20 protein-coding genes are annotated in these 23,406 nt (G+C 71.7%); 13 read left to right on the top strand and 7 right to left on the bottom strand.

The window, feature by feature from the left end:
* The first annotated feature begins 108 nt into the window (after positions 1-108).
* From ABD292_RS23610 to ABD292_RS23585, 6 genes are all read left to right on the top strand, one after another.
* The gene (locus ABD292_RS23610) at positions 109-858 is read left to right on the top strand and encodes a succinate dehydrogenase cytochrome b subunit (RefSeq protein WP_344210720.1); all 750 of its coding nucleotides are present in this window, start codon (positions 109-111) and stop codon (positions 856-858) included.
* Entirely contained in the window at positions 855-2,777 is a 1,923-nt protein-coding gene (locus ABD292_RS23605) for a fumarate reductase/succinate dehydrogenase flavoprotein subunit (protein ID WP_344210718.1), read from the top strand. Before ABD292_RS23610 ends, ABD292_RS23605 begins: the two co-directional genes overlap by 4 nt.
* Positions 2,774-3,514: a succinate dehydrogenase/fumarate reductase iron-sulfur subunit gene (locus ABD292_RS23600; protein ID WP_344210716.1), complete on the top strand. Its 741-nt coding sequence runs from the start codon at positions 2,774-2,776 to the stop codon at positions 3,512-3,514. Before ABD292_RS23605 ends, ABD292_RS23600 begins: the two co-directional genes overlap by 4 nt.
* Before the next feature lie 434 nt (positions 3,515-3,948).
* Positions 3,949-5,472 carry an ATP-binding protein gene (locus ABD292_RS23595; RefSeq protein ID WP_344210714.1) on the top strand — a complete coding sequence of 508 codons (1,524 nt, stop codon included), beginning with the start codon at positions 3,949-3,951 and terminating at the stop codon, positions 5,470-5,472.
* Positions 5,473-5,536: 64 nt separating this feature from the next.
* Positions 5,537-6,061 (top strand): RNA polymerase sigma factor, encoded by a 525-nt coding sequence (locus ABD292_RS23590; protein WP_344210712.1) that lies wholly within the window; start codon positions 5,537-5,539, stop codon positions 6,059-6,061.
* Positions 6,058-7,206 carry a CU044_5270 family protein gene (locus ABD292_RS23585; protein ID WP_344210710.1) on the top strand — a complete coding sequence of 383 codons (1,149 nt, stop codon included), beginning with the start codon at positions 6,058-6,060 and terminating at the stop codon, positions 7,204-7,206. Before ABD292_RS23590 ends, ABD292_RS23585 begins: the two co-directional genes overlap by 4 nt.
* Positions 7,207-7,210: 4 nt before the next feature.
* On the opposite strand, the gene ABD292_RS23580 is transcribed toward ABD292_RS23585, so the two are convergent.
* Complete coding sequence (locus tag ABD292_RS23580; RefSeq protein ID WP_344210708.1) at positions 7,211-7,828, bottom strand: TetR/AcrR family transcriptional regulator; 618 nt, start codon at positions 7,826-7,828, stop codon at positions 7,211-7,213.
* Positions 7,829-7,907: 79 nt separating this feature from the next.
* On the opposite strand from ABD292_RS23580, the gene ABD292_RS23575 reads away from it, so the two are divergent.
* Positions 7,908-9,314: a DHA2 family efflux MFS transporter permease subunit gene (locus ABD292_RS23575; RefSeq protein ID WP_344210706.1), complete on the top strand. Its 1,407-nt coding sequence runs from the start codon at positions 7,908-7,910 to the stop codon at positions 9,312-9,314.
* On the opposite strand, the gene ABD292_RS23570 is transcribed toward ABD292_RS23575, so the two are convergent.
* Positions 9,302-9,799 (bottom strand): peptidase inhibitor family I36 protein, encoded by a 498-nt coding sequence (locus ABD292_RS23570; protein ID WP_344210704.1) that lies wholly within the window; start codon positions 9,797-9,799, stop codon positions 9,302-9,304. The two genes, ABD292_RS23575 and ABD292_RS23570, sit on opposite strands and share 13 nt — an antisense overlap.
* A 161-nt stretch (positions 9,800-9,960) precedes the next feature.
* Here ABD292_RS23570 and ABD292_RS23565 point away from each other — a divergent pair, with 161 nt between their 5' ends.
* The 4 genes from ABD292_RS23565 (at position 9,961) to ABD292_RS23550 (ending at position 13,406) form a co-directional block, all read left to right on the top strand.
* Positions 9,961-11,148, top strand: a complete 1,188-nt coding sequence (locus ABD292_RS23565; protein ID WP_344210702.1) for an RtcB family protein — start codon at positions 9,961-9,963, stop codon at positions 11,146-11,148.
* A 168-nt stretch (positions 11,149-11,316) separates the two neighbouring features.
* Positions 11,317-12,162, top strand: coding sequence for a DUF1996 domain-containing protein (locus ABD292_RS23560; RefSeq protein WP_344210700.1), 846 nt, complete (start codon positions 11,317-11,319; stop codon positions 12,160-12,162).
* Positions 12,163-12,176: 14 nt separating this feature from the next.
* On the top strand, positions 12,177-12,731 hold the full coding sequence (locus ABD292_RS23555; protein ID WP_344211634.1) for a DUF305 domain-containing protein: 555 nt from the start codon (positions 12,177-12,179) through the stop codon (positions 12,729-12,731).
* 9 nt (positions 12,732-12,740) lie between these two features.
* Complete coding sequence (locus tag ABD292_RS23550) at positions 12,741-13,406, top strand: phosphotransferase family protein (RefSeq protein ID WP_344210698.1); 666 nt, start codon at positions 12,741-12,743, stop codon at positions 13,404-13,406.
* Between the two features lie 8 nt (positions 13,407-13,414).
* Here ABD292_RS23550 and ABD292_RS23545 read toward each other — a convergent pair whose 3' ends face one another.
* The 5 genes from ABD292_RS23545 to ABD292_RS23525 are packed head-to-tail and all read right to left on the bottom strand — an operon-like array spanning position 13,415 to position 20,422.
* On the bottom strand, positions 13,415-14,035 hold the full coding sequence (locus ABD292_RS23545) for a phosphotransferase (protein WP_344210696.1): 621 nt from the start codon (positions 14,033-14,035) through the stop codon (positions 13,415-13,417).
* A 48-nt stretch (positions 14,036-14,083) separates the two neighbouring features.
* Positions 14,084-14,764 carry a respiratory nitrate reductase subunit gamma gene (narI, locus tag ABD292_RS23540; protein WP_344210694.1) on the bottom strand — a complete coding sequence of 227 codons (681 nt, stop codon included), beginning with the start codon at positions 14,762-14,764 and terminating at the stop codon, positions 14,084-14,086.
* Complete coding sequence (gene narJ / locus ABD292_RS23535) at positions 14,761-15,309, bottom strand: nitrate reductase molybdenum cofactor assembly chaperone (RefSeq protein WP_344210692.1); 549 nt, start codon at positions 15,307-15,309, stop codon at positions 14,761-14,763. Before narJ ends, narI begins: the two co-directional genes overlap by 4 nt.
* Positions 15,306-16,922 carry a nitrate reductase subunit beta gene (gene narH / locus ABD292_RS23530; protein ID WP_344210690.1) on the bottom strand — a complete coding sequence of 539 codons (1,617 nt, stop codon included), beginning with the start codon at positions 16,920-16,922 and terminating at the stop codon, positions 15,306-15,308. Before narH ends, narJ begins: the two co-directional genes overlap by 4 nt.
* On the bottom strand, positions 16,922-20,422 hold the full coding sequence (locus ABD292_RS23525; protein ID WP_344210688.1) for a nitrate reductase subunit alpha: 3,501 nt from the start codon (positions 20,420-20,422) through the stop codon (positions 16,922-16,924). Before ABD292_RS23525 ends, narH begins: the two co-directional genes overlap by 1 nt.
* Before the next feature lie 45 nt (positions 20,423-20,467).
* Here ABD292_RS23525 and ABD292_RS23520 point away from each other — a divergent pair, with 45 nt between their 5' ends.
* Positions 20,468-21,646 carry an MFS transporter gene (locus ABD292_RS23520; protein ID WP_344210686.1) on the top strand — a complete coding sequence of 393 codons (1,179 nt, stop codon included), beginning with the start codon at positions 20,468-20,470 and terminating at the stop codon, positions 21,644-21,646.
* 55 nt (positions 21,647-21,701) lie between these two features.
* Entirely contained in the window at positions 21,702-23,405 is a 1,704-nt protein-coding gene (locus tag ABD292_RS23515) for an ABC transporter transmembrane domain-containing protein (RefSeq protein WP_344210684.1), read from the top strand.
* The last annotated feature ends 1 nt before the right edge of the window (position 23,406 follow it).

The raw sequence follows: 23,406 nt of genomic DNA, 5'->3' as shown, positions 1-23,406 counted from the left end.
GTATGGTGATGAAAAGACCGGCCTTACCAGCATCATAGCTGACGGCTATCGAAACCAGATCGTCCATGACTTGGACGGATCGTACCTGCGTACGTACGGTTCGAAAACGTGACTGCCACGATTGAGCGCGGCGCCGCCACCGCGCCAGTTCCCGCTCCCAAGAGCACTCCAACGCGTAAGCGGTCCGGCGGGTTCCTCCGCTCGTCGAACGGCAAGAAGGTCGTCATGGCCGTCACGGGCGCCGTGATGGTGCTGTTCCTCATCGCCCACATGGTGGGGAACCTGAAGATCTTCCTCGGCAAGGACTCCTTCAACGAGTACGCGCACGCGCTGCGCACGCTGTTCGAGCCGCTGCTGCCGTACCGGACCGCGCTGACCATCCTCGAGATCGGGCTGGTCGTCTCGGTCGTCGCGCACATGTGGGCGGCGATCTCGCTGGCCCGCCGCGCCGGCCAGGCGAGGCCCGTCAAGTACGTCGCCAAGAAGTCGCAGGCGAACGGCTACGCCACGCACATCATGCGCTTCGGCGGCCTGACCATCGCGCTCTTCGTCGTCTGGCACCTGCTCGACCTCACCTTCGGCGTCGTCAACCCCAAGGGCTTCGACTCCGAGCCCGCCGACCGCATGGTCGCCGGGTTCGACCCGTCGCGCTGGTGGGTGACGCTCATCTACGTCGTGGCCGTCGTCATGGTCGGCCTGCACCTGCGGCACGGCATCTGGAGCGCCGTACAGACGCTCGGCTGGGCCAACCGCACCCGCTACAAGGCGCTCAAGGGGACGGCCGCGCTGGTCTCCGTCGTCCTGGTGATCGGCTTCCTGGCCCCGCCCCTCGCGATCACGTTCGGAGTTGTGAAGTGAAGTACACCGAAGGCGCGCCGATCCGGGACACGAAGGCGCCCGCCGGGCCCATCGAGGAGCGGTGGGAGAAGCGCAAGTTCTCCGCCCGCCTGGTCAACCCGGCCAACAAGCGCAAGCTCAACGTGATCGTGGTCGGCACCGGCCTGGCCGGCGGCTCGGCCGCCGCGACGCTGGGCGAGCTCGGCTACAACGTCACGTCCTTCTGCTACCAGGACTCCCCGCGCCGCGCCCACTCCATCGCGGCCCAGGGCGGCATCAACGCGGCCAAGAACTACCGCGGCGACGGCGACTCGATCTACCGGCTCTTCTACGACACGGTGAAGGGCGGCGACTTCCGCGCCCGCGAGTCCAACGTCTACCGCCTCGCCCAGGTCTCGGTGAACATCATCGACCAGGCGGTGGCGCAGGGCGTGCCGTTCGCCCGCGAGTACGGCGGCCTGCTCGACACCCGCTCCTTCGGCGGCGCGCAGGTCTCCCGTACGTTCTACGCCCGCGGCCAGACGGGCCAGCAGCTCCTGCTGGGCGCCTACCAGGCGCTGGAGCGGCAGATCGCGGCCGGCACGGTGACCATGCACACCCGGCACGAGATGCTCGACGTGATCGTCTCCGACGGGCGGGCGCGCGGCGTCATCGTGCGCGACATGGTGACCGGCGAGATCGAGCGGCACCTGGCCGACGCCGTGGTGCTCGCCACCGGCGGCTACGGCAACGTGTTCTTCCTGTCCACGAACGCCAAGGGCTGCAACACCACCGCCATCTGGCGGGCGCACGAGCGGGGCGCGTACTTCGCCAACCCCTGCTACACGCAGATCCACCCGACCTGCATCCCGGTCTCCGGCGACTACCAGTCGAAGCTGACCCTGATGTCGGAGTCGCTGCGCAACGACGGCCGCGTCTGGGTGCCGCTGCGCAAGAACGACGAGCGCGCCCCCGGCGACATCCCCGAGGACGAGCGCGACTACTACCTGGAGCGCATCTACCCGGCGTTCGGCAACCTGGTGCCCCGCGACATCGCCTCGCGGGCCGCCAAGAACGTCTGCGACGAGGGCCGCGGCGTCGGCCCCGGCGGGCTCGGCGTCTACCTGGACTTCCGCGACGCCATCAACCGCCTCGGCCGCGACGCCGTCGAGAAGAAGTACGGCAACCTCTTCGAGATGTACGAGCGCATCACCGGCGAGAACCCGTACGACGTGCCGATGCGCATCTACCCCGCCGTGCACTACACGATGGGCGGCCTGTGGGTGGACTACGACCTGCAGTCCACGATCCCCGGCCTGTTCGTCATCGGCGAGGCCAACTTCTCCGACCACGGCGCGAACCGCCTCGGCGCCTCGGCCCTCATGCAGGGCCTGGCCGACGGCTACTTCGTGCTGCCGACCACCATCGGCGACTACCTGGCCGACGGCCCGTTCGGCGAGGTGGACGAGGAGGCGGTCGCCGAGGCGGAGATCAAGGTCCGCTCGAAGATCGACCGGCTGCTGGCCGTGAACGGCACCCGCACGCCCGACTCCTTCCACCGCGAGCTCGGCAAGCTCATGTGGGACTACTGCGGCATGGAGCGCACCGAGGAGTCGCTGCGCAAGGCCCTGGAGCGCATCCCCGAGCTGCGCCAGGAGTTCTGGGAGAACGTCAAGGTCAGCGGCACCGCCGAGGAGCTCAACCAGGTGCTGGAGCGGGCCGGCCGGGTGGCCGACTTCTTCGACCTGGCCGAGCTCATGTGCCTGGACGCCCTGGTGCGCACCGAGTCCTGCGGCGGCCACTTCCGCGCCGAGTCGCAGGACGCCGACGGCGAGGCCCTGCGCGACGACGAGAACTTCGCGCACGTCTCGGCGTGGGAGCGCACCCCGGACGGCCCGGTGCTGCACAAGGAACCGCTCGAGTACGAGTACGTCAAGATGACCCAGCGGAGCTACAAGTGAACCTGACCCTCAAGGTCTGGCGTCAGAGCGGTCCCCAGGACAAGGGACGGATGGTGACGTACCGGGTGGAGGACATCTCCCCGGACATGTCCTTCCTGGAGATGCTCGACGTCCTCAACGAGCGCCTGATCCTGGAGGGCGACGACCCGATCGCCTTCGACCACGACTGCCGCGAGGGCATCTGCGGCATGTGCGGCATGGTGATCAACGGCGTCGCCCACGGTGAGCAGCGCGCGACCACCACGTGCCAGCTCCACATGCGCCACTTCGAGGACGGCGCCGAGATCACCATCGAGCCGTGGCGCGCGGCCCCGTTCCCGGTCGTCAAGGACCTGGTCGTGGACCGCAGCGCGTTCGACCGCATCATCCAGGCGGGCGGCTTCGTCTCGGTGCCGGCCGGCTCAGCCCCTGACGCGCACAGCGTGCCGGTGCGCAAGGACGACGCCGACGCAGCCTTCGACGCGGCCACCTGCATCGGCTGCGGCGCCTGCGTGGCCGCCTGCCCGAACGGCTCGGCCTCGCTCTTCACCGCCGCCAAGATCACCCACCTGAGCCTGCTGCCGCAGGGCCAGCCCGAGCGGCTGTCCCGGGCCAAGGCCATGGTGGACCAGATGGACAGCGAGGGCTTCGGCGGCTGCACGAACACCGGCGAGTGCACCGCGGTCTGCCCGAAGGGCATCCCGCTGGACACGATCGCCCGCATGAACGCGGACTACCTGAAGGCCAACTCCAAGTAGCCGGGTAGCGAATAATAGCTGCAACTATGGTAGTTGCAGCTATCATTCTCGTCCGGCCGTCCTACCTGCAGCACGCGCTCAGCCCGGCGGGACACGCGAAGGAGCGCACCCGTACCCGGCTGATTCTTTGCGGCAGTGCCCTGACCAGCGGCGGCGCGCCCTCGGCAGCACCCGTGCCTATCTCGAGATGTGCGGCGGATCGGGTCCCGCCGCCCGCGACGACTTCGACCGCTGCGTGCGGCGGCGGCTGCTCAACCCTGCCTCGGCGATGTTCCGGGAGGGTGGCCTTCTCCTGCGGGAAGAGCCGTCGATCTCCGACCCCACGTCCTACACCGGGCGGGCTGGCGTCTGTGGTCGACCTGACCCGCAATGGACACGGGGGAGTAGGCGGGGAATCGGTGCCTAATTAGTACGCTGCCCTGCATACTATTTAGGTGACACCCATCCACAAGCCGGCGCGAGTGCTGGCGCGCGACGCCGAGTGGGCGGCTCTCACCCAGTTCGTCCAGCATCGGGATCCCCGGCTGCGCTTCGGAGTGGTCTCCGGACGGCGGCGGGTGGGCAAGAGCTTCCTGCTGCGCGCGCTGGCGGAGGCCACCGGCGGTCTTTACGTCGCGGCCGTCGCGGAGGAAGGGGTCGTCGCCGCTCGCCGGCGCCTGGCCGCCGCCATCGCGCGGCACGCGGGAATCGGCCCCGAGCTCGTGTCCGACGCGAGTTGGGAGTCCCTGCTGTCCGCCGCCATCGAGCTGTCCTCCCGGCGGAGCGGCGGCGGGGGGCCCGGCGTGCTCGTGATCGACGAGCTGCCGTACTGGATGGCCCACTCGCCGGAGCTGCCCGGCCTGCTCCAGCTCCTCTACGACCGTTCCCAGACCGAGGAGGGTGCGCCCGGCGGCCGGGTCATCGTCTGCGGGTCGGCCATGTCGGTGATGAACGGCCTGTTGTCCGGGACGAAGGCACTGCGCGGGCGGGCGGCGATCGATCTTCGCCTGCACCCGTTCGACCTGACCACGACGGCGCGGCACTGGGGGATCGGCGACCCGGCCGCGGCCCTGCGAGTGCACGCCATCCTCGGCGGCGCGCCGGGCTACCGTAATCTCGCCAATGTCGATCCGCCACAGAGCGCGGCCGAGGTGGACGTGTGGGCTCCGGCCACCGTGCTGGACCCGCGGCAGGCGTTGTTCTCCGGCAGTGAAGCGGAGTACCTCCTGCGGGAGGACCCCAAGTTCACCGGCAGCGCTCTGCATTACGCCATCATCAACGCCGTAGCGAACGGCGCCACCAGCCCCTCGAAGATCGGCGGGCTGCTGGAGCAACAGCGCACTTCCCTGACACGGCCGCTGGAGGCGCTGACCAGTGCTGGCTACCTGCGCTACGACACCGACCCCCTGTGGGAACGGCGACCGGTGATCACGGTGGCCGACCCCATCATCCGGTTCCACAACCTCATCACCGTGGCGCAGCGCGACCTCGTCGAGACCGGGCAGTCGGCGGAGGCCTGGCGCCGGTCCCGGCCCACGTTCGTCGCCCGCGTCCTGGGGCCGCACTTCGAGAGCTGCGCCAGAGCCTGGCTCAGGGCGCGGGCCGATCCCGCGCTGCGGGGGCACGCCGGTCTGGTGACCTCGACCGTCGTGAACGACCGCAAGGGGCAGGCCAAACACGAGATCGACGTCGTCGCCCTCGACAAGCGGGCAGGGCGGGCCGAGATCGCGCTCGTGGGGGAGGCGAAGGCCACGCTGCTCCGGCGGAGCATCGCGGACCTCGACCGGCTCGACCGGCTGAAGGCGCTGCTGGCCGAGCAGGGGCACGACGCGGGGAAGGCGGTGCTGGCGCTGTTCTCGATGGAGGGTTTCCAGCCGGACCTCGTGGACCTGGCGCGGCGCAGAGGAGATGTCCTGCTGGTCGATCTGGCCGCCGTCGCGGGCTGCGGCGAGCCGGCCGTCGTGCCGGGCGGGGTGTAACAAAGGGGCCGTTCGGACCACTTCGTGGTGTCAGTGGAACGCATCCGAACGAAGGGGCTGGGCGGTGGCGGATGATGCGGACCGGTTCACCGGCATGTACGACGAATGCCGGCAACGCGTCTGGGCCTACGTGGTCAGCCGCGCGGGCCGGCAGGTGGCCGACGAGGTGGTGAGCGAGACGTTCGCGATCGCCTGGCGGCGGTTCGGGGACGTGCCGGAGCCGGCGCTGCCGTGGCTGCTCGGCGTGGCGAGGAACGTCCTGCGCGACAACGTGCGCGCCGAGGCCCGCAGGGAGGCGCTGGCGGCCGAGCTGCGCTCCTGGACCGAAGGGGACGTGGCCGAGCAGGTGACCGAGCGCCTGGGCGTGCTGCGGGCGCTGGCCGAGCTGTCCGACGACGACAGGGAGATCCTGCTGCTGGTGGCCTGGCAGGGATTGTCGCCGAAGGAGGCGGCCAGGGTGGTGGGCTGCTCGTCGGCGGCCTTCCGGGTACGCCTGCACCGGGCCCGCAAGCGGCTGGAGCGGGCCGTTCAGCATCCCGCGCCGGCGCCCCTGTCCCCCGTACGGAACCTCACCGAGGAGTGGTCATGAACCCGATCGACGAGCTCAGGGCCGCCCGGCCCGCCCATCTCGGCGACCGTCCGGTGGACGGGCGCACGCGGGCGGCCGAGCTGGCGTACGCGATGTCCCGGCCGCGACAGGGGGAGCGGCGGCGACGTCCGGCCTTCCGCCCCGCGTGGGGGCTGGCGGCGGCCGGGGCGGCGGCGGCGGCCGTCGCGGCGGCGGCGGTCGTCCTGCCGGGCGGCGGCGCGACCCCGCCGCCACGGGCGCCCGCCGTCGCGGCGACGGAGAACGCGCCGGCCGTCGCGGAGAAGACGCGCCTGTCGGCGCGGGAGGTGCTGCTCGCCGCCGCCGCGAACGCCGGCCGGCAGGCCGAGGCCGAGGGCGACTGGTGGCACACGACGACCGTGACCCGCACCCTGTTCACCGCGACCGGGGGTTACCGGGTCGAGTCGCGCGGCCGCGACGAGATGTGGACGCCCCGGGCCACGGGCGGCGAGCAGTGGAGCCGCGGCCAGTCCCTCGGCGCGGCCCCCGCCACGGAGGCGGATCGTCAGGCGTGGGAGGCGGCCGGGTCGCCGGCCGAGTTCGAGATCAAGGTGCCGGGCAAGCGGGGGACGCTCACGATGCCGGCCGCCCCGGGGAAGGTCAGGACCGACCGCAGCCCGCTCGTGGACGGGGACAAGGTGTTCTGGCTGGGCCGCAACGTCACCATGAAGGACCTGCGCGGGCTGCCTGACGAGGCCGAGGCGCTGCGCGCGTGGCTGCTGCGCTCGTACGAGGGGCACGACACGGAGTCGGACGGCGTGCCGATGGCCTCGGACGTGTGGCTGTTCAAGGTCAGCGCCGGGCTGATCACCGACATGCCGGTGACGCCGAAGGTGCGCGGCGCGGCGTTCCGGATGCTGGCAGGGCTCGACACAGTGGAGGTCACCGAGGACGTCACGGACGCCGAGGGCCGCACCGGCACCGCCGTCTCGATCGAGGAGCGGATCAAGGGCGGCGCGGTGCTGCGCAACCGGCTGGTCTTCGACGAGGCGACCGGCCGCGGGCTCGCCAACGAGAATGTCGTGGTCAAGCCCGGCGGGCTCCAGGCGGGCCTGGAGCCGGGCGCGGTGTTCAACTCGGTCGCGGTGCTGGAGGCGGGCTGGACGTCCGCCGCGCCGCGCCGCTGACCCCTCACCCCCAGGCGGTGAGGAACGTCCGCACCGCCGCCTCGGCCAGCGCGCGCAGCTCGGCGTCCTCCAGGGTGCGGGTGCCGAGCCTGGTCCTGGCCTCCAGGGGCCCGAGCAGCAGGGACGTGAACTGCTCGGCGGCCAGGTCGGGCTCGGCGGCGCGCAGCCGGCCGGCGAGCGTGAGCCTGGCCAGCCGGTCGGCGAGCGCCTGGTTGAGCCGGTCGGGACCGTACTGGTTGGTGATCTCCAGCAGGTCGGGGAAGTGGGTGATCTCGGCGTAGAGGAGGCGGCGCAGCGCGCACGAGCGGCCGCCGGCGTGCAGGCGCAGCAGCGCGTGGCCGACGTCCGTCAGCGTGGCGGCGAGGTCGTCTCCCGGACGCGCCAGCGGCTCCAGCGCGGCCAGCCGCTCCTCCAGCGCCGTGCGGGCGCTCGCCTCCATCGCGTGCCTGAACAGCGTGGCCTTGTCGGACAGGTGGTTGTAGACCGTCGGCTTGGCTACGCCCGCCTCGGCGGCGATCTCCTGGACGCACGCCTGCGCGTAGCCCTGCCGGGCGAACACCGTGAACGCCCCCTCCAGGATCGCCTGCCGCTTGTCGATCCGGCCCCGCGTGGTGCTGTCCATAGCGCTGATTGTACTCGTCGGTTCAAGTCGATGGACCGGTCTGTTGCATGCATACGCATGCGATCATTATGTTGAACCCATGGGTTCAAATATCGCTGACCGCCTGGACGGTCGGCTGACGGCAGTGATCGGCGTCGTGCTGCTCGGCGGCCTGCTGGGCATCCTCAACAGCACGATGGCCGCCGTCGCCACCGGCACCCTCGCGCGGATCTTCGACACCTCGCTCAGCACGGTCGGCTGGACGTCCACCGGGTTCCTGCTGGCGGTGACCGCCACGATCCCGTTCACCACCTGGGCCGTCGACCGGTTCGGCGGCCGGCGGCTGTGGCTGGCCGGGCTGGTGCTGTTCGCGGCCGGCTCGCTCGGGGCGGGGCTGGCCTGGAACGTCGGCGCGCTGATCGGCTTCCGCGTGCTCCAGGGGTTCGGGGCCGGACTGCTGGACCCGCTCGTGCTGATCCTGCTGGCCCGCGCCGCCGGGCCGCACCGCGCCGGACGGGTGATGGGGCTGATGGGCGTGGTCCTGTCGCTCGGGCCCGTCCTGGGGCCGATCGCGGGCGGCGTCGTGCTGAACGGGCTGTCGTGGCGGTGGATGTTCCTGCTCAGCGTGCTGCTGGCGGCGGTCGCGTACGTGCTGGCGCGGCGCGTGCTCCCCGCCGACGCCGCCGCTGCGGATGCGGTGGCGGGGCGGCTCGACGTGCTCGGGCTGGCGCTGCTCGGGCCGGGCTTCGCGGCGGTCGTGCTGGCGCTGTCGCAGACGGCGGAACAGGGCGGCGTCGCGGCCTGGCAGGCGCTGCTGCCGCTCGCGCTCGGGGCCGCGCTGCTGCTCGGCTACGGGCTGCACGCCCGGCGGGCCGCCGCGCCGCTGATCGAGCTGCGGCTGTTCGCCGGGCGGGGGTTCGGCGCGAGCGTCGCGATCATGGGGATCGGCGGCCTCGGCCTGTACGCCGCGCTGTTCGCCCTGCCGCTGTACTACCAGCAGGCCCACGGCCACGGCGTGCTCGCCGCCGGGCTGCTCATGACCCCGATCGGGCTCGGCGGCTCGCTCGCCATGCCGCTGGCCGGGCGGCTGTCCGACCGGATCGGCGCCCGCGGACTGGCCACGGCCGGCGCGATCGGGTCCCTGCTGAGCGCGTTCGCCCTCACTCAGGTCGGGGCGGACACGCCCGAGGTGTGGCCGGTGCTCGCGGCCTTCGCGTTCGGCCTGGGGAGCGGCTGCTTCAGCGCGCCGACGATGGGCTCCCTCTACCGGACGCTGCCGGCGCCGCTGGTGGCGCAGGGCAGCTCCGTGCTCTACATGCTCAACCAGCTCGGCGCGGCCCTCGGCGTCGCCCTCGTCACGCTCGTCCTGCAGACCGCCGGCGACGCGATGACCGGCTTCCACCACGTCGCCTGGCTGTCCGTCGTCATGATCGCGCTCGTCCTGGCCGCCATCCCGCTCCTGCCCGGCCGCCCTTCCGCCGTCCCCGCCGGCGGTCAGCTCGTGTAGCCGCGCGCGGCGTAGTCGTAGGCGTCGTTGAAGCGGACGTACGCCTTCTTGCCGACGAACGGCTCGAACGGGTCGGGCTGGAGCTTCTTCTTGTTCTTCAGGAAGTAGTTGTCGGACGGGCAGGTGCCGCGCGCCCAGAACGACGAGACCCGGTCCCGCCACGGTCCCGTGAACTCGAACTTCTTGCAGTTCTTGGCCGAGGCGCGCCACGACCCCATGGCGCCGCGCCAGTACTGGTGCTCGTACACGCAGTAGTAGCCCTTCTTGCACGCCTTGGCGGTGGCGGCGAGGACCACGCGCACGTCACCGCCGTCCCAGACGATCTCGTTGCTGCTCACCCTCGTCCCGCCGGGCATGGCGGCCAGGTACGCCTCGACCAGGGCGCTGTCGGCGGTGGCCGCCTGGGCGGGAAGCGCGCCGAAGACGACGATCGCGGTGCCGGCGACGACGCCGGCCGTCGTGAGGTGGCGGCGAGGCAGGTTCATGTCGGGTCCTCTCGGCTCGGTGACGAGAGGAACGTAGGCGGCCCGGTGTTGAGCCTGCGTTGAGTCCGTGTTGACCGCGCCTAATTCGGTTGCGGCGGGTATGGGATGTCTGGCCTGATAGATCGCGTTCCAGTTGGACCAGCGAGAGGAGGCGACACGCGATGACGTACCACGAGGTGACCGGGACCAGGCATCCGCTCAGGATGTGGGCGGAGCCAGAGGCCGTCGATCCGCAGGCGATGCAGCAACTGCGCAACGTCGCGAACCTCCCCTGGGTCCACGGCGTCGCCGTCATGCCCGACGTCCACCACGGCAAGGGCGCGACGGTCGGGTCGGTCATCGCCATGCGCGAGGCCGTCTCGCCGGCCGCCGTCGGCGTGGACATCGGCTGCGGGATGAGCGCGGTCAAGACCTCGTACAAGGCGTCGCAGCTCCCGGACAACCTCGCCTACCTGCGCGGGAAGCTGGAGCAGGCGGTGCCGGTCGGCTTCTCGCACCACAAGCGCCCGGTCGATCCCGGCAAGATCTTCGGGATGCGTACGGCCGGCTGGGCCGAGTTCTGGAAGAGCTTCGACGACCTCGCCCCGGCGGTACGCGCCCGCCGCGAGCGGGCCGAGGCGCAGATGGGCACCCTCGGCGGCGGCAACCACTTCCTGGAGGTCTGCTCCGACGACGAGGGCGCCGTCTGGGTCGTCCTCCACTCCGGCTCCCGCAACATCGGCAAGGAGCTGGCCGAGCACCACATCGGCGTCGCCCGCGGCCTGTCGCACAACCAGGACCTGGTGGACCGCGACCTCGCCGTCTTCCTCGGCGGCACGCCGGAGATGCACGCCTACCGCCGCGACCTCTACTGGGCCCAGGACTACGCCCGCCGCAACCGGGCGCTCATGATGGGCCTGGTCTGCGACGTCCTCCGCCGCCACCTGCCGGGTGTCACCTTCGACCAGCCCATCTCCTGCCACCACAACTACGTGGCGGAGGAGCGCTACGAGGGCGTGGACGTGCTCGTCACCCGCAAGGGCGCGATCCGGGCCGGCTCGGGCGACCTCGGCATCATCCCGGGCTCGATGGCCACCGGGACGTACATCGTCAAGGGGCTGGGGAACGGGCTGGCGTACAACTCGGCCTCGCACGGGGCCGGCCGCAAGATGAGCAGGAACAAGGCGAAGAAGACGTTCACCCTGAAGGATCTGCAGGAGCAGACGTTCGGGGTGGAGTGCAGGAAGGACGCGGGGGTGCTGGACGAGATTCCGGGGGCGTACAAGGACCTGGAGTCGGTGATGGCCGCCCAGACCGACCTGGTGGAGGTCGTCGCCCACCTGCGTCAGCTCATCTGCATCAAGGGCTGATCCGGCCGTCTTCTGCTGAGAGAGCGCTCCCCCTCAGGGTCGCGCTGCGTGTGGTGCTCGGTTCCGGCCGGGTTAACGGGGTTCTTGACAGTCGTCAAGTGGGCGAGCAGTCTTCTGGTCAAGGGAGCGCTCTCTCGAAACGATCGCCCACCCCCCAAGGGAGCCGCCATGCGTGTCACGCGACTGCTCGCCCTCCTGTCCGTGCTGCTCGCCACGTTCGCCGTCGCCCCGCGGCCGGTGGACGCGCAGGTCGTCCGGGTCGCGGAGTTCCTCGCCGACTGCCCGTTCAGCCATCGGCTGCCGGACGATCCGATCGTCTTCCCCGGGCTGCCCGGGGCCTCGCACATGCACAGCTTCTTCGGCAGCCGGGTCACCAACGCCTCCACCACGCTCGCCGATCTGCAGAACGGTGCCACCAACTGCAACCCGGCCGTGGACAAGTCGTCGTACTGGGTGCCGACCTTCTACCGGGACGGGGCGCCGGTCGAGCCGGCCATCATCACGTTCTACTACCTGGGGGAGGGCGTCCGGGACGACATCGTCGCGCGGACGCAGCCGCTTCCGCTGGGGCTGCGGATCGTCGCGGGGAACGCCAAGGCGACCGGGCCGGGGGACGGGTCGTCCATCGCGCGGTGGTCGTGTCTGCACGCCGGGCAGGTGCCGCCGTCCAAGGACTTCGTGACGTGCCCGAGCGGGACGATGCTGGAGTCGTACCTGGACTTCCCGCAGTGCTGGAACGGGCGCGACCTCGACTCCGCCGACCACAAGAGCCACATGGCGTACCCGGTGGCGGGGGCGTGCCCGAGCACGCATCCGGTGCCGGTGCCGAAGTTGCGGCAGGTCATCCGGTATCCGGTCAGCGGGGACCCGTCGCACTTCCGGCTGGCTTCCGGCGGCGGGTACACGATGCACGGCGACTTCTTCAACGCCTGGCCGCAGGCGGAGATGGAGCGCCGGGTGCGTGACTGCATCCGTCCGGTCGTGAAGTGCGGCGCGGACGGGCGGCCGGTCTAGGTGCCGTGTTCCTCATGGTGAGGGCGTGGGTGTCGGCGGCGTTCGTGCTGTTGTCGCTGGTCGGTGGCTGCGGCTCCACGGCCGGCGGTACGGTGGCGAGCTCCGGCTCACCCTTCAACGCCACCGACATCGCCTGGTTGCAGCTCGCCGAGGCGCTGCACGCGCGGGCGTTGCCGATGCTCGCGCTCGCACCCGGCCGTTCCGCCTCCCCTGAACTCGTGGAGGTGGCGGGACGGCTGGCGAAGGAGCACGGGGAGGGGCGGGAGCGGTTGCGTGCGCTGCTCCCCCGGAATGGTGCGGGGGAGAATCCCCATGCCGGGCACGACATGCCGGGCATGCCGACCGCCGGCGATCTGGAGACGCTGCGGGGGCTGCGCGGGAAGAAGTTCGATCGGCGGTTCGTCCCGTTGGTGCGGGCGTACCTCGATCAGCTCGTGCTGGTCGCCGAGGGGGAGCGGCGTTCGGGGGCGTCCGAGGAGGTGCGGCGGCTGGCCACCACGATGGCCCGTGCGCACGAGGCCGAGCTGGCCCGGCTGGCCGAGGCGGCCCCAGAGGCGAGCGCCCGTTAGCTTGGGCACATGGAGCTGATCGGGACGGGGCGCAGCGCCGACGTGTACGCGCTCGACGACGACCTCGTGCTACGCCGCTACCGCGACGGCCACGACGCCCGGGAGGAGGCGGCCGTCATGGCGTACGTGGCCGCCCACGGCTACCCGGTCCCCGCGGTGCGCCCGGGGCCCGGCGGCGGAAGCCCGGCCGACCTGGTGATGCGCCGGTTGCCCGGTCCGACGCTGCTCCAGGCCGTGGTCGGCGGCGCGTACGAGCCGGTGGAGGCGGGCCGGCTGACAGCGCGGCTGCTGCGGCGCCTGCACACGATCCCCGCCCGCCTGTCGCCCGATCCGCGCGACCGGGTGCTCCATCTCGACCTGCACCCGGACAATGTCATGCTGACGCCCGCAGGGGCCGTCGTGATCGACTGGCGCAACAGCCGCGAGGGCCGTCCCGAGCTGGACGCCGCGCTGTCGGCCGTCATCCTGGCCCAGATCGCGGTCAACGTGGGCGATCCGCTGGCCGGGCTCGCGCGGGCGGTGCTGTCAGGCCTGCTCCGCGAACTCGGCGATGTCATGGATGGTGGCGGGGGAGCGCTTGAGGAGGCCGCCCGCCTGCGGGCCGCCGACTCCGGCCTCACGGCGGAGGAGGCCGGATTCGTCGAGGCGGGGGTGAGGCTGATCAGAGGCGGTTGAGGGGAAGGTCACTCCGACCAGGCGGTGGTGGTGTCGAGGCGGTGGAGCCAGAGTTTCTCGCCGTCGCCGCCCGGCTCCCATCGCGCGCAGAAGTCGAGCAGCGCGCGGCAGCGCGCCAGCATGGCCGCCTGCCGCTCCGTCCAGTCGGGGACGAACCCGTCGTAGGCGGCGAAGAAGTGCTCGAGCAGCGGCACGTGCTCCGGGTGGTGGCTGCGGATGATCCACTCGCACCAGGCGAGGTCCTCGACCGGCCGGCCCGGGTGCGCCCACTCCCAGTCGAGGATCGCGGTGGTGCGGAAGGTGGCCGGGTCGAAGAGCATGTTCTGGGGGCCGTAGTCGCCGTGGACGATCCCCAGGCGGTGGATGCCGCCGAGGATCCGGCCGCACTCGGTGAGCACCTCGACGGCGTGGCCGTCGTCCAGGAGGTCCTGGCCGTGCTCGCCGGAGACGAAGCGGGTGGTCAGGCTGTCGGCGGTGATCTTGTGAACGCGGGGGACCGGGATGCGGCCGCGCAGGCGGCGCAGGTATCTGCTCTCCGTGCTCAGCCTGAACGCCGCCTCGGGGCCCTGGTAGCACTTCACGACCAGGGCGCCGTCGCCGAATGTGCTGTTGGTGTACCCGTGCTTCACAAGGGACGATTCTGGCCTACCCGGACCCCTCCCGGGACCCGCGCCACGCTACCTCGCCCGGCTCCGATACACGATGTAAGGACGGAACAAATACCCCACGGGGGCGGAAAGTGCGTGGACCAAGCGGCTGAACGGGAAGAGTACGACCAGCCCCATCCCCACGACCGTGTGCAGTTTGTAAAGACCGCTCGCGTTACTCATCGCCATCGTGTCGGGACTGAAGGTGAGCACCCCGCGGAACCACGGCGCGACCGTGGTCCGGTAGCTCTCCTCGCTCGGCGTGAATCCGGCCACCGTCGTCACCACGCCGGTGACGATCGCCGCCGCCAGCACCACGTACATGGTCTTGTCGTTGGCCGTCGTCGCGAGGAACACCGGCCCCCGGGTGCGCCGCCGGTAGATCAGCAGGACCAGCCCCGCGAGCGCGGCCACCCCGGCGATCCCGCCCCAGACCAGGGCGTTCGCGTGGTAGGTGGCGTTGCTCACGCCGATCGCGTCGGTCCAGGACAGCGGAACGAGCAGGCCGGTGACGTGGCCGACGATCACGAAGATCAGCGCGTAGTGGAACAGCGGGCTCGCCACCCGGAGCAGCCGCCGCTCGTAGAGCTGGGAGGAGCGGGTGGTCCAGCCGAACTGGTCGTAGCGGTAGCGCCAGACCAGGCCGCCGACGAAGATCACCGCGGTGACGTAGGGCGCCACGGTCCAGAGCAGGCTCTCGCTCGCGTTCACGCCTGCCTCCCGACGCTCTCGGCCGGCGGGCCGCCGGCCGCCAGCCGCCGCACCTCCGCCCGCTGTTCGGCGGTCGCGGGCGGCAGCGTGCCGCACACGGCGCCGACCACCAGCGCGTACGGCGACCCGCGCCCCTCCAGCGCCGCCCGCAGCAGCTCCAGCCCCACCCGGTGCTCCCGCAGCACCTCGGCCCCCGCCGCGTCGAGCGCGGCGAACTCCAGCACCACCGGCAGGAAGTCGGGCAGCTCGTCCTCCATCAGCTCCCACCCGGCGGCCCGGTAGCGGCGCTTCAGCGCGGCCAGCGACGCGCCCCGGCGGCGAGTGTCGCCGTCGGCGTAGTAGGTCAGGTAGAGGCAGCAGCGCCGGTCCAGGTCGAACGTCTCCACGTAGTGCGCGGCCAGCTCGCCCGCCCCCAGCTCGGCGGCCCGGTCGAGGAACCCGGCGAAGTACGGCTCGGCCGCCTCCCTGATCAGCGGCAGCCGCCGCCAGAACCGCTCGTCCGGGTAGGCCAGCAGATGGGCCGCGGCCTGCCAGAGCACCTTCACGAGCGCTCCCGTCGCGGCGGGAACAGCCCCGCGGGCATGCCCCGGCCGTCCCAGTTGAGCAGGTTGACCCGCTTGTGGGTCACCTCGTCGCCGGTCTGGCGCTCCTTCAGCCCGTGGAAGCTCTCGACCGACACCGGCTGCGGACGGCCCGACGCCTCGCCGAACGGCCCCTGCATGCCGGGACCGCCGTCGTAGTCGAGGCTGCAGCCGGCCTCCTCCACCACGCCTGGCTGGTTGCCGTACGCGGTGGGGATGACGTAGCGCTCGTCGTACTTGGCGAGGGCGAGCAGCCGGTACATCGCCGCCAGGTCCTCCTCGCTCATGCCCGCCTCGGGCGGCAGGACCGGCGGTCGGCCCAGGTTGACGGCCCGCATGTACGACCGCATCGCGGCCAGCTTGCGCAGCGCCGCCGTCACCGGCGCGGGATCGCCCGCCGTGAACAGCCCCGCCAGGTAGCCGACCGGGATGCGCAGCGCGTCGATGGCGGCGAACAGGTTGACCGCGTCCTCGCCGTCGTGGCCGGTGCCGGCGAGCGCGTCCACGACCGGCGAGAGCGGGGGGACGTACCAGACCATGGGCAGCGTCCGGTATTCGGGATGCAGGGGGAGCGCGATGCGGTAGCGCTTGACCAGGTCGTACACCGGCGAGCGCCGGGCGGCCTCCAGCCACTCGGCGGGCAGCCCCGCGGCCTGGGCGGCCGCCGCGACGACCGGGTCGTGCGGGTCGGCGAACAGGTCGAGCTGGGCCTCGTACAGGTCGCGCTCGTCCGGCGTCGCGGCGGCCTCGGCGACCCGGTCGGCGTCGTACAGCAGGACGCCGATGTAGCGCAGGCGGCCGACGCACGTCTCCGAGCAGACGGTCGGCAGCCCCACCTCGACCCGCGGGAAGCAGAACGTGCACTTCTCCGCCTTGCCGGTGCGGTGGTTGAAGTAGACCTTCTTGTACGGGCAGCCGGTCACGCACATGCGCCACCCCCGGCACCGGTCCTGGTCCACGAGCACGATGCCGTCCTCCTCGCGCTTGTACAGCGCGCCGGAGGGGCAGGAGGCCACGCACGACGGGTTGAGGCAGTGCTCGCAGATGCGCGGCAGATAGAACATGTACGCCTCTTCGAACGACAGCCTGACCTGCTCCGACACCTGCGCGAGCACCGGGTCGGGCGACGGGTCGCCGCCGAGGTCGTCGTCCCAGTTGGCACTCCACTCGATCTTGGTCGGCTGGTTGCTCAGCAGCGACCTCGGCGGCGCCACGGGCACGTCGGCCGACAGCGGGGCCCGCGTGAGGTTCTCGTAGTCGTAGGTCCAGGGCTCGTAGTAGTCCTGGATGGAGGGCAGCAGCGGGTTGGCGAAGATGGTGAGGAGCTTGCGCAGCCGGCCGCCCGCCCGGAGCTGGAGCCGGCCCTTGCGGTCCAGCGTCCAGCCGCCCCGCCAGCGGTCCTGGTCCTCGTAGCGGCGCGGGTAGCCCTGGCCGGGCCGGGTCTCGACGTTGTTGAACCAGACGTACTCGACTCCGGGGCGGTTCGTCCACGTCTGCTTGCAGGTGACGGAACAGGTGTGGCAGCCGATGCACTTGTCCAGGTTCATCACCATGGCGATCTGGGCCATGATCCGCATCAGTAGCGCACCTCCTGGGAGCGGCGGCGGATGGTCGTGAGCTCGTCGCGCTGGTTGCCCGTCGGGCCGAAGTAGTTGAACCCGTACGAGAGCTGGGCGTGCCCGCCGATCAGGTGCGTCGGCTTGATCAGCACCCTGGTCAGCGCGTTGTGGATGCCGCCGCGGCGGCCGGTCGCCTCCGACAGCGGCACGTCGATCAGGCGGTCCTGGGCGTGGTACATGTACACCGTCCCCGGCGGCATGCGGTGGGAGACGATGGCGCGGGCCACGACCACGCCGTTGCGGTTGACGGCCTCCACCCAGTCGTTGTCGGCCACGCCGAGCCGGGCCGCGTCCTCGTCCGACATCCAGATCGACGGGCCGCCCCTGGACAGCGACAGCATGAGCAGGTTGTCCTGATACTCCGAGTGGATCGACCATTTGCTGTGCGGCGTCAGATAACGCAGCCGGCCGCTCTCGCCGAACAGCGCGGCGAGGTCCAGCGGCGGGCGGTAGACCGGCAGCGCCTCGCCGTACTCGTGCATCCAGTCGTGGTCGAGGAAGAAGTGCATCCGGCCGGTCAGCGTGTGCCACGGCTTGCCGTGCTCGACGTTGATCGTGAACGGCGCGTAGCGGCGGCCCGACGACTCCTTGCCCGACCACTCCGGGCTCGTGGACACGTGCACCGGCCGCGCCTGGGTGTCGGAGAAGACGATCCTGTGGCCCTCGTCGGCCAGCCCTGACAGGTCGGTCCCGGTGCGTTCGGCCAGCTCACGGAAGCCCTGGACGGCGAGCCGGCCGTTGCTCGCGCCCGACAGCGCGAGGATCGCCTCGCACGCCTTGGCTTCGGTGTCCAGCTCGGGACGCCCCTTCGCCACGCCGCGCGGCACCAGGCCGCACCGCGCGCCGAGCCAGGCGACCTCCTCGTCGGGACGGAACGTCACCCCCTTGACCGGCACGCCCAGCCGCTCGGTCAGCGGGCCGAGCGCGGCGAGCTGGTCGGCGACCGCGCCGTAGTCGCGCTCGACGACGTGCAGGGCGGGCTCGCGGTCGTGGCTGAGCTCGCTCGGCGTGTCGTGCTGGTGGGCGGTCGCGACCACGTCCCTGCGCACGCCGAGGCGCTCGCGGGCCAGGTCGCTGAAGGCGCGGGCGATCGTGTGGAAGGCGGCGAAGTCCGTCCGGGTCTCCCAGGGCGGGCTGATCGCCGGGTTGAAGGCGTGGACGAACGGGTGCATGTCGGTCGAGGAGAGGTCGTGTTTCTCGTACCAGGTGGCGGCCGGCAGCACCACGTCGGAGAAGACCGTCGAGGACGTCATGCGGAAGTCGAGCGTGACCAGCAGGTCCAGCTTGCCGCTCGCCGCCTCGGGATCGGGGTGCTCCAGGTTGGAGGTCGCGCCGAGGAGGTGGTGCAGGAAATACTCGTTGCCCTTGGCGCTGGAGCCGAACAGGTTGGAGCGCCAGAGCGTGAGCACACGCGGCCAGTTGCGCGGGTCCTCCGGGTTCTCGGCGGCGTAGCGGAGCCGGCCCGCGCGCAGCTCCTCCCGCGTGTACGCGACCGGATCGGCGGCCTCCCCGAGCTCCAGGGGATTGCGGTCGAACGCCGGAGCCATCGGCATCCAGCCGTTGCGCACCGCCTCGGCCACCAGGTCGGCGGTGCGCCTCCCGCGGAACGCGCCGGGCCCCACCGGCGAGGCCAGCTCGCCCGCGTCGAAGCGGTCGTAGCGCCACTGGCCGGTGTGCAGGTACCAGAACGGCGTGCCGGGGACCATCCTGGCCGGCCGCACCCAGTCGGCGGCGCTCGCCAGCACCCCCCAGCCCGCCAGCGGACGGCACTTCTCCTGGCCCACGTAGTGCGCCCAGCCGCCGCCGTTGCGGCCCTGGCAGCCGGTCAGCAGCAGCAGCGACAGGAACGCCCGGTAGATCGTGTCGCCGTGGAACCACTGCGCCGCGCCCGCCCCCATGATGATCATGCAGCGGCCGCCGGTGGCCTCGGCGGTCCGCGCGAACTCGCGGGCCACGCGGGCCGCCCGCTCGGCCGGCACGCCGGTGATCGGCTCCTGCCACGCCGGCGTGTACGGCCGCGCCGCGTCCTCGTAGCCCTCCGGCCAGTCGCCCGGCAGGCCGGGGCGGCGGACGCCGTACTGGGCGAGGAGCAGGTCGTAGACCGTGGTGACGAGATGCCCGTTGATCCTGGTCACCGGAACGCCCCTGACCACCGGCTCGCCGCCGTCGAACCGGGGCAGCAGCACCTCGGCGGACTGGCTCCAGTCGTCCATCACGGTGAGCTTGGGGTCGGTGCCGAGGTCGAGGTTCCAGCGGCCCTTGCCCGACTCGCTCCACCGGAAGCCGGCCGAGCCGTTCGGCACCACCGGGCGGCCGTTGCGCGACAGCAGGACCGTCTTCCACTCCGCCGCCTCCTCCTGGAGGCCGAGGTCGCGGGCCGTGAGGAACCTGCCCGGCACGTGCCGGCCGTCCCGCCGCTCCAGGCGGACGAGGAAGGGCAGGTCGGTGAAACGCTTGACGTAGCCGGTGAAGGACGGCGTGTCGCGCTCCACGAAGAACTCCTTCAGCAGCACGTGGCCCATCGCCATCGCGAGCGCGCCGTCCGTGCCGGGGCGCACGCTCAGGAACTCGTCGGCGAACTTGGCGGCGTCGCTGAAGTCGGGGCTGACCACCACGACCTTCTGGCCCCGGTAGCGGGCCTCGGCCATCCAGTGGGCGTCCGGCGTGCGCGTCACCGGCACGTTGGAGCCCCACATCATCAGGTACGCGGCGTCCCACCAGTCGGCGGACTCCGGCACGTCCGTCTGGTCGCCGAACACCTGCGGCGAGGCGACCGGCAGGTCGGCGTACCAGTCGTAGAAGGAGAGCATGGTGCCGCCGAGCAGCGACACGAAGCGCGAGCCGATCGCGTGGGAGACCATCGACATGGCCGGGATCGGCGAGAAGCCGGCGATCCGGTCGGGGCCGTAGGCGCTGATCGTGTGGACGTGCGCGGCGGCCACCATCTCGGCCGCCAGGTCCCAGCTGACCCTGACCAGCCCGCCCCTGCCACGCGCCTGCTGGTAGGCGCGCCGCTTCGCAGGGTCGCCGGTGACCTCCGCCCAGGCCGCGACCGGGTCGCCGAGCCGCTCGCGGGCCTCGGCGTACATCTCGACCAGCACGCCCCGCGCGTACGGGTAGCGGATCCTGGTGGGGGAGTAGGTGTACCAGGAGAAGGCGGCGCCGCGCGGGCAGCCGCGGGGCTCGTACTCGGGGCGGTCGGGGCCCACGCTCGGGTAGTCGGTCTCCTGGGTCTCCCAGGTGATGATGCCGTCCTTGACGTACACCTTCCACGAGCACGATCCCGTGCAATTGACCCCGTGCGTGGAGCGGACGACCTTGTCGTGGCTCCACCGGTCCCGGTAGAAGGCGTCGCCCTCCGTGCCGCCGGCCAGGCGCAGGGTGTGCAGGTCACCGCTCGTGGCCGCCGATCTGCGCAGGAAACGGCCGGTCCTGAGGAGGATGTCCTGGGCGCTCATACCCCCACTTCATCACAGAAAGTAATTCTCTGTTACACAGGGTGTATGTCTGAGCTTCGTAAAGGTTTGCGTGCGGGTCAGGCCCGCAACCTGGTCCTCGCCTCCTTCGCCTTCGCCGTCACCTTCTGGGCCTGGAACCTCATCGGCCCGCTCGCCGCCACCTACAACCGGCGGCTCGGGCTCACCCCCACGCAGACCTCGCTGCTCGTCGCGATCCCCGTCGTGGTCGGCGCCCTCGGCCGGATCCCGGTCGGGGTGCTGGCCGACCGGTTCGGCGGGCGGCGCATGTTCGCCGCCGTCTGCTTCGTCTCGATCGTCCCCGTCCTGTTCGTCGGCTGGTCCGGCTCGTACGGCTGGCTGCTCTTCTGGGGCTTCCTCCTCGGCATTCCCGGGACGTCGTTCGCCATCGGCATCCCCTTCGTCAACGCCTGGTACGAGCCCGCCCGCCGCGGCTTCGCCACCGGCGTCTTCGGGGCCGGCATGGGCGGGACCGCGCTGTCGGCCTTCTTCACGCCGCGCCTGGCGGAGGCGTTCGGGCGGCCGGGCACGCACGTGCTGATGGCGGCCGTGCTGGCGCTGACCGGGGTGCTCATGCTGGGCGCGAGCCGTGACTCGCCGCTCTGGTCCCCGGCGACCGCGCCCGCGCTGCCGCGCATCCGCGAGGCGCTGAAGGTGAAGGCCACCTGGCAGTGCTCCTTCCTGTACGCGGTGGCGTTCGGCGGGTTCGTGGCCTTCTCGACGTACCTGCCGGCCCTGCTGGAGAACGCCTACCGCTTCGCCCAGACCGAGGCGGGGATGCGCACCGCCGGCTTCTCGATCGCGGCCGTGCTGTCCCGGCCGCTGGGCGGCACGCTGTCCGACCGGCTGGGGGCCGTCCGGGTGCTGATCGTCGCGTTCGGCGGGGTGGTGGTCATGGCGGTCGTCCTCATGTTCCGTCCGCCCGCGGAGGTGCCCGCCGGGGTGAGCTTCGTCCTCATGGCCTTCTTCCTCGGGCTGGGGACGGGCGGCGTGTTCGCGCTGGTCGCCAAGCTGGTCGAGGCGTCGAAGGTGGGGACGGTCACCGGCCTGGTGGGCGCGGCCGGCGGTCTCGGCGGCTACTTCCCGCCTCTCGTCATGGGCGCGGTCTACTCGGCGACCGGCACGTACACGATCGGATATGTCCTGCTGGCCGTCACCGCGGCGGCCGCGCTGCTGTACACGTGGCGGGCGTTCCGCCAGGCGTGAACGCCGATGAAAATGGTTTGCCGTGCGGCCTGACCCTTGTCAAGGTGGTCAGGCTATGCGCTCCCTTCCTGACGCCGATCCCGGCGTGCCCGACCTCCGCAGTCCGCTCCGTTACCTGTGGTGGAACGCCCGGCGGCAGGCCACGGCCCTGCTCGCCGGCATCGGCTACGCCACCCTCTGGTGGCTGGTGCAGGCGCTCATGCCGGCCGTGCTCGGGAAGGGCATCGAAGCGGTCACCGCCAAGGACACCGGCGCGCTGCTCACCTGGTCGGCCATCCTGTTCGGGCTGGGGCTGGTGCAGGCGTTCAGCGGCATCATGCGCCACCGGATGGCCGTCTACAACTGGCTGGCCGCCGCCTACCGCACCGTGCAGCTGACCGCGCGCCACGCCGCCAAGCTGGGTGCGACGCTGCCGAAGCGGCTCTCCACCGGCGAGGTCGTCAGCGTCGGCAACTCCGACATCGCGCACATCGGCAGCTCCATGGACATCCTGCTGCGCGGCACCGGCTCCGTCGTGGCGATCGTCACCGTGACCGTGATCCTCATCTCGACCTCGCTGCCGCTCGGGCTGCTCGTGCTGTTCGGCGTCCCGCTCATGACCGTCGCCGTCGGGCCGCTGCTCAAACCCCTGCACCGGCGGCAGGCCAGGCAGCGCGAGCTGACCGGCGACCTGTCCACCAGGGCCGCCGACATCGTCGCGGGGCTGCGGGTGCTGCGCGGGATCGGCGGCGAGCAGGTGTTCGCCAGGCGCTACCGCGAGGAGTCGCAGCGGGTGCGGCACGCCGGCGTGGGGGTCGCGCGCGTCGAGTCGGTGCTGGAAGGCGCGCAGATCCTGCTGCCCGGCCTGCTCATCGCGATCGTCACCGGCGTCGGCGCCTCCTTCGCGGTCGCCGGCCAGATCCCGACCGGCCAGCTCGTCGCGTTCTACCTGTACGCGGTTTTCCTCATCGGCCCCATGCGCACGCTGACCGAGGCCGCCGACAAGCTCACCAAAGGGCACGTGGCGGCCGGCCGGGTGATCCGGATCCTGTCCATCGAGCCCGAGATCAAAGGCGGCAAGGGCGGCAGCGGGGGCGGGGTGCTGCGCGACTCCTACAGCGGGGTGACCGTCCAGCCCGGCGTCCTGACGGCCGTGGCCGCGAGCTCCCCCGAGGACGCCGTCGCCATCGCCGACCGCCTCGGCCGCTACGCCGACGGCGACGTCACGTTCGGCTCGGCCGATCTCCGCGTGCTGCCTCTGGACGAGGTCCGCCGCCGGATCCTGGTCGCCGACAACAGCGCCCGCCTCTTCACCGGCCGGCTGCGGGACGAGCTGGACGTACGCCCCCGCGACACGGACGCCGCCGGCGACGAGGGGCGGCTGAAGGAGGCGCTGCACGTCGCCTGCGCCGAGGACATCGTCGAGGCGTTGCCCGACGGGCTCGACACCTGGGTGGCCGAGGCCGGCCGGGAGTTCTCCGGCGGGCAGCAGCAGCGGCTGCGGCTCGCCCGCGCGCTGCTGGCCGACCCCGAGGTGCTGATCCTGGTGGAGCCGACCAGCGCGGTCGACGCCCACAGCGAGGCGCGCATCGCCCAGCGGCTGGCGGAGAGCCGGGTCGGGCGGACGACGCTGGTCTGCACGACCAGCCCCCTCGTGCTCGACCGCACCGATCACGTGGTCTACGTCGAGGACGGGCGGGTGCTGGCGGAGGGGACGCATCGGCAGCTGCTCGACACCTCGCCTGCTTACGCGACGACCGTCACCCGCGGGGAGGGCTGAC

The sequence above is a fragment of the Nonomuraea bangladeshensis genome (assembly GCF_039529455.1).
Taxonomy (GTDB): Bacteria; Actinomycetota; Actinomycetes; order Streptosporangiales; family Streptosporangiaceae; genus Nonomuraea; species Nonomuraea bangladeshensis.
Note: the sequence above shows the minus strand (reverse complement) of the source record. Positions and strands in the feature narration are given on the sequence as shown.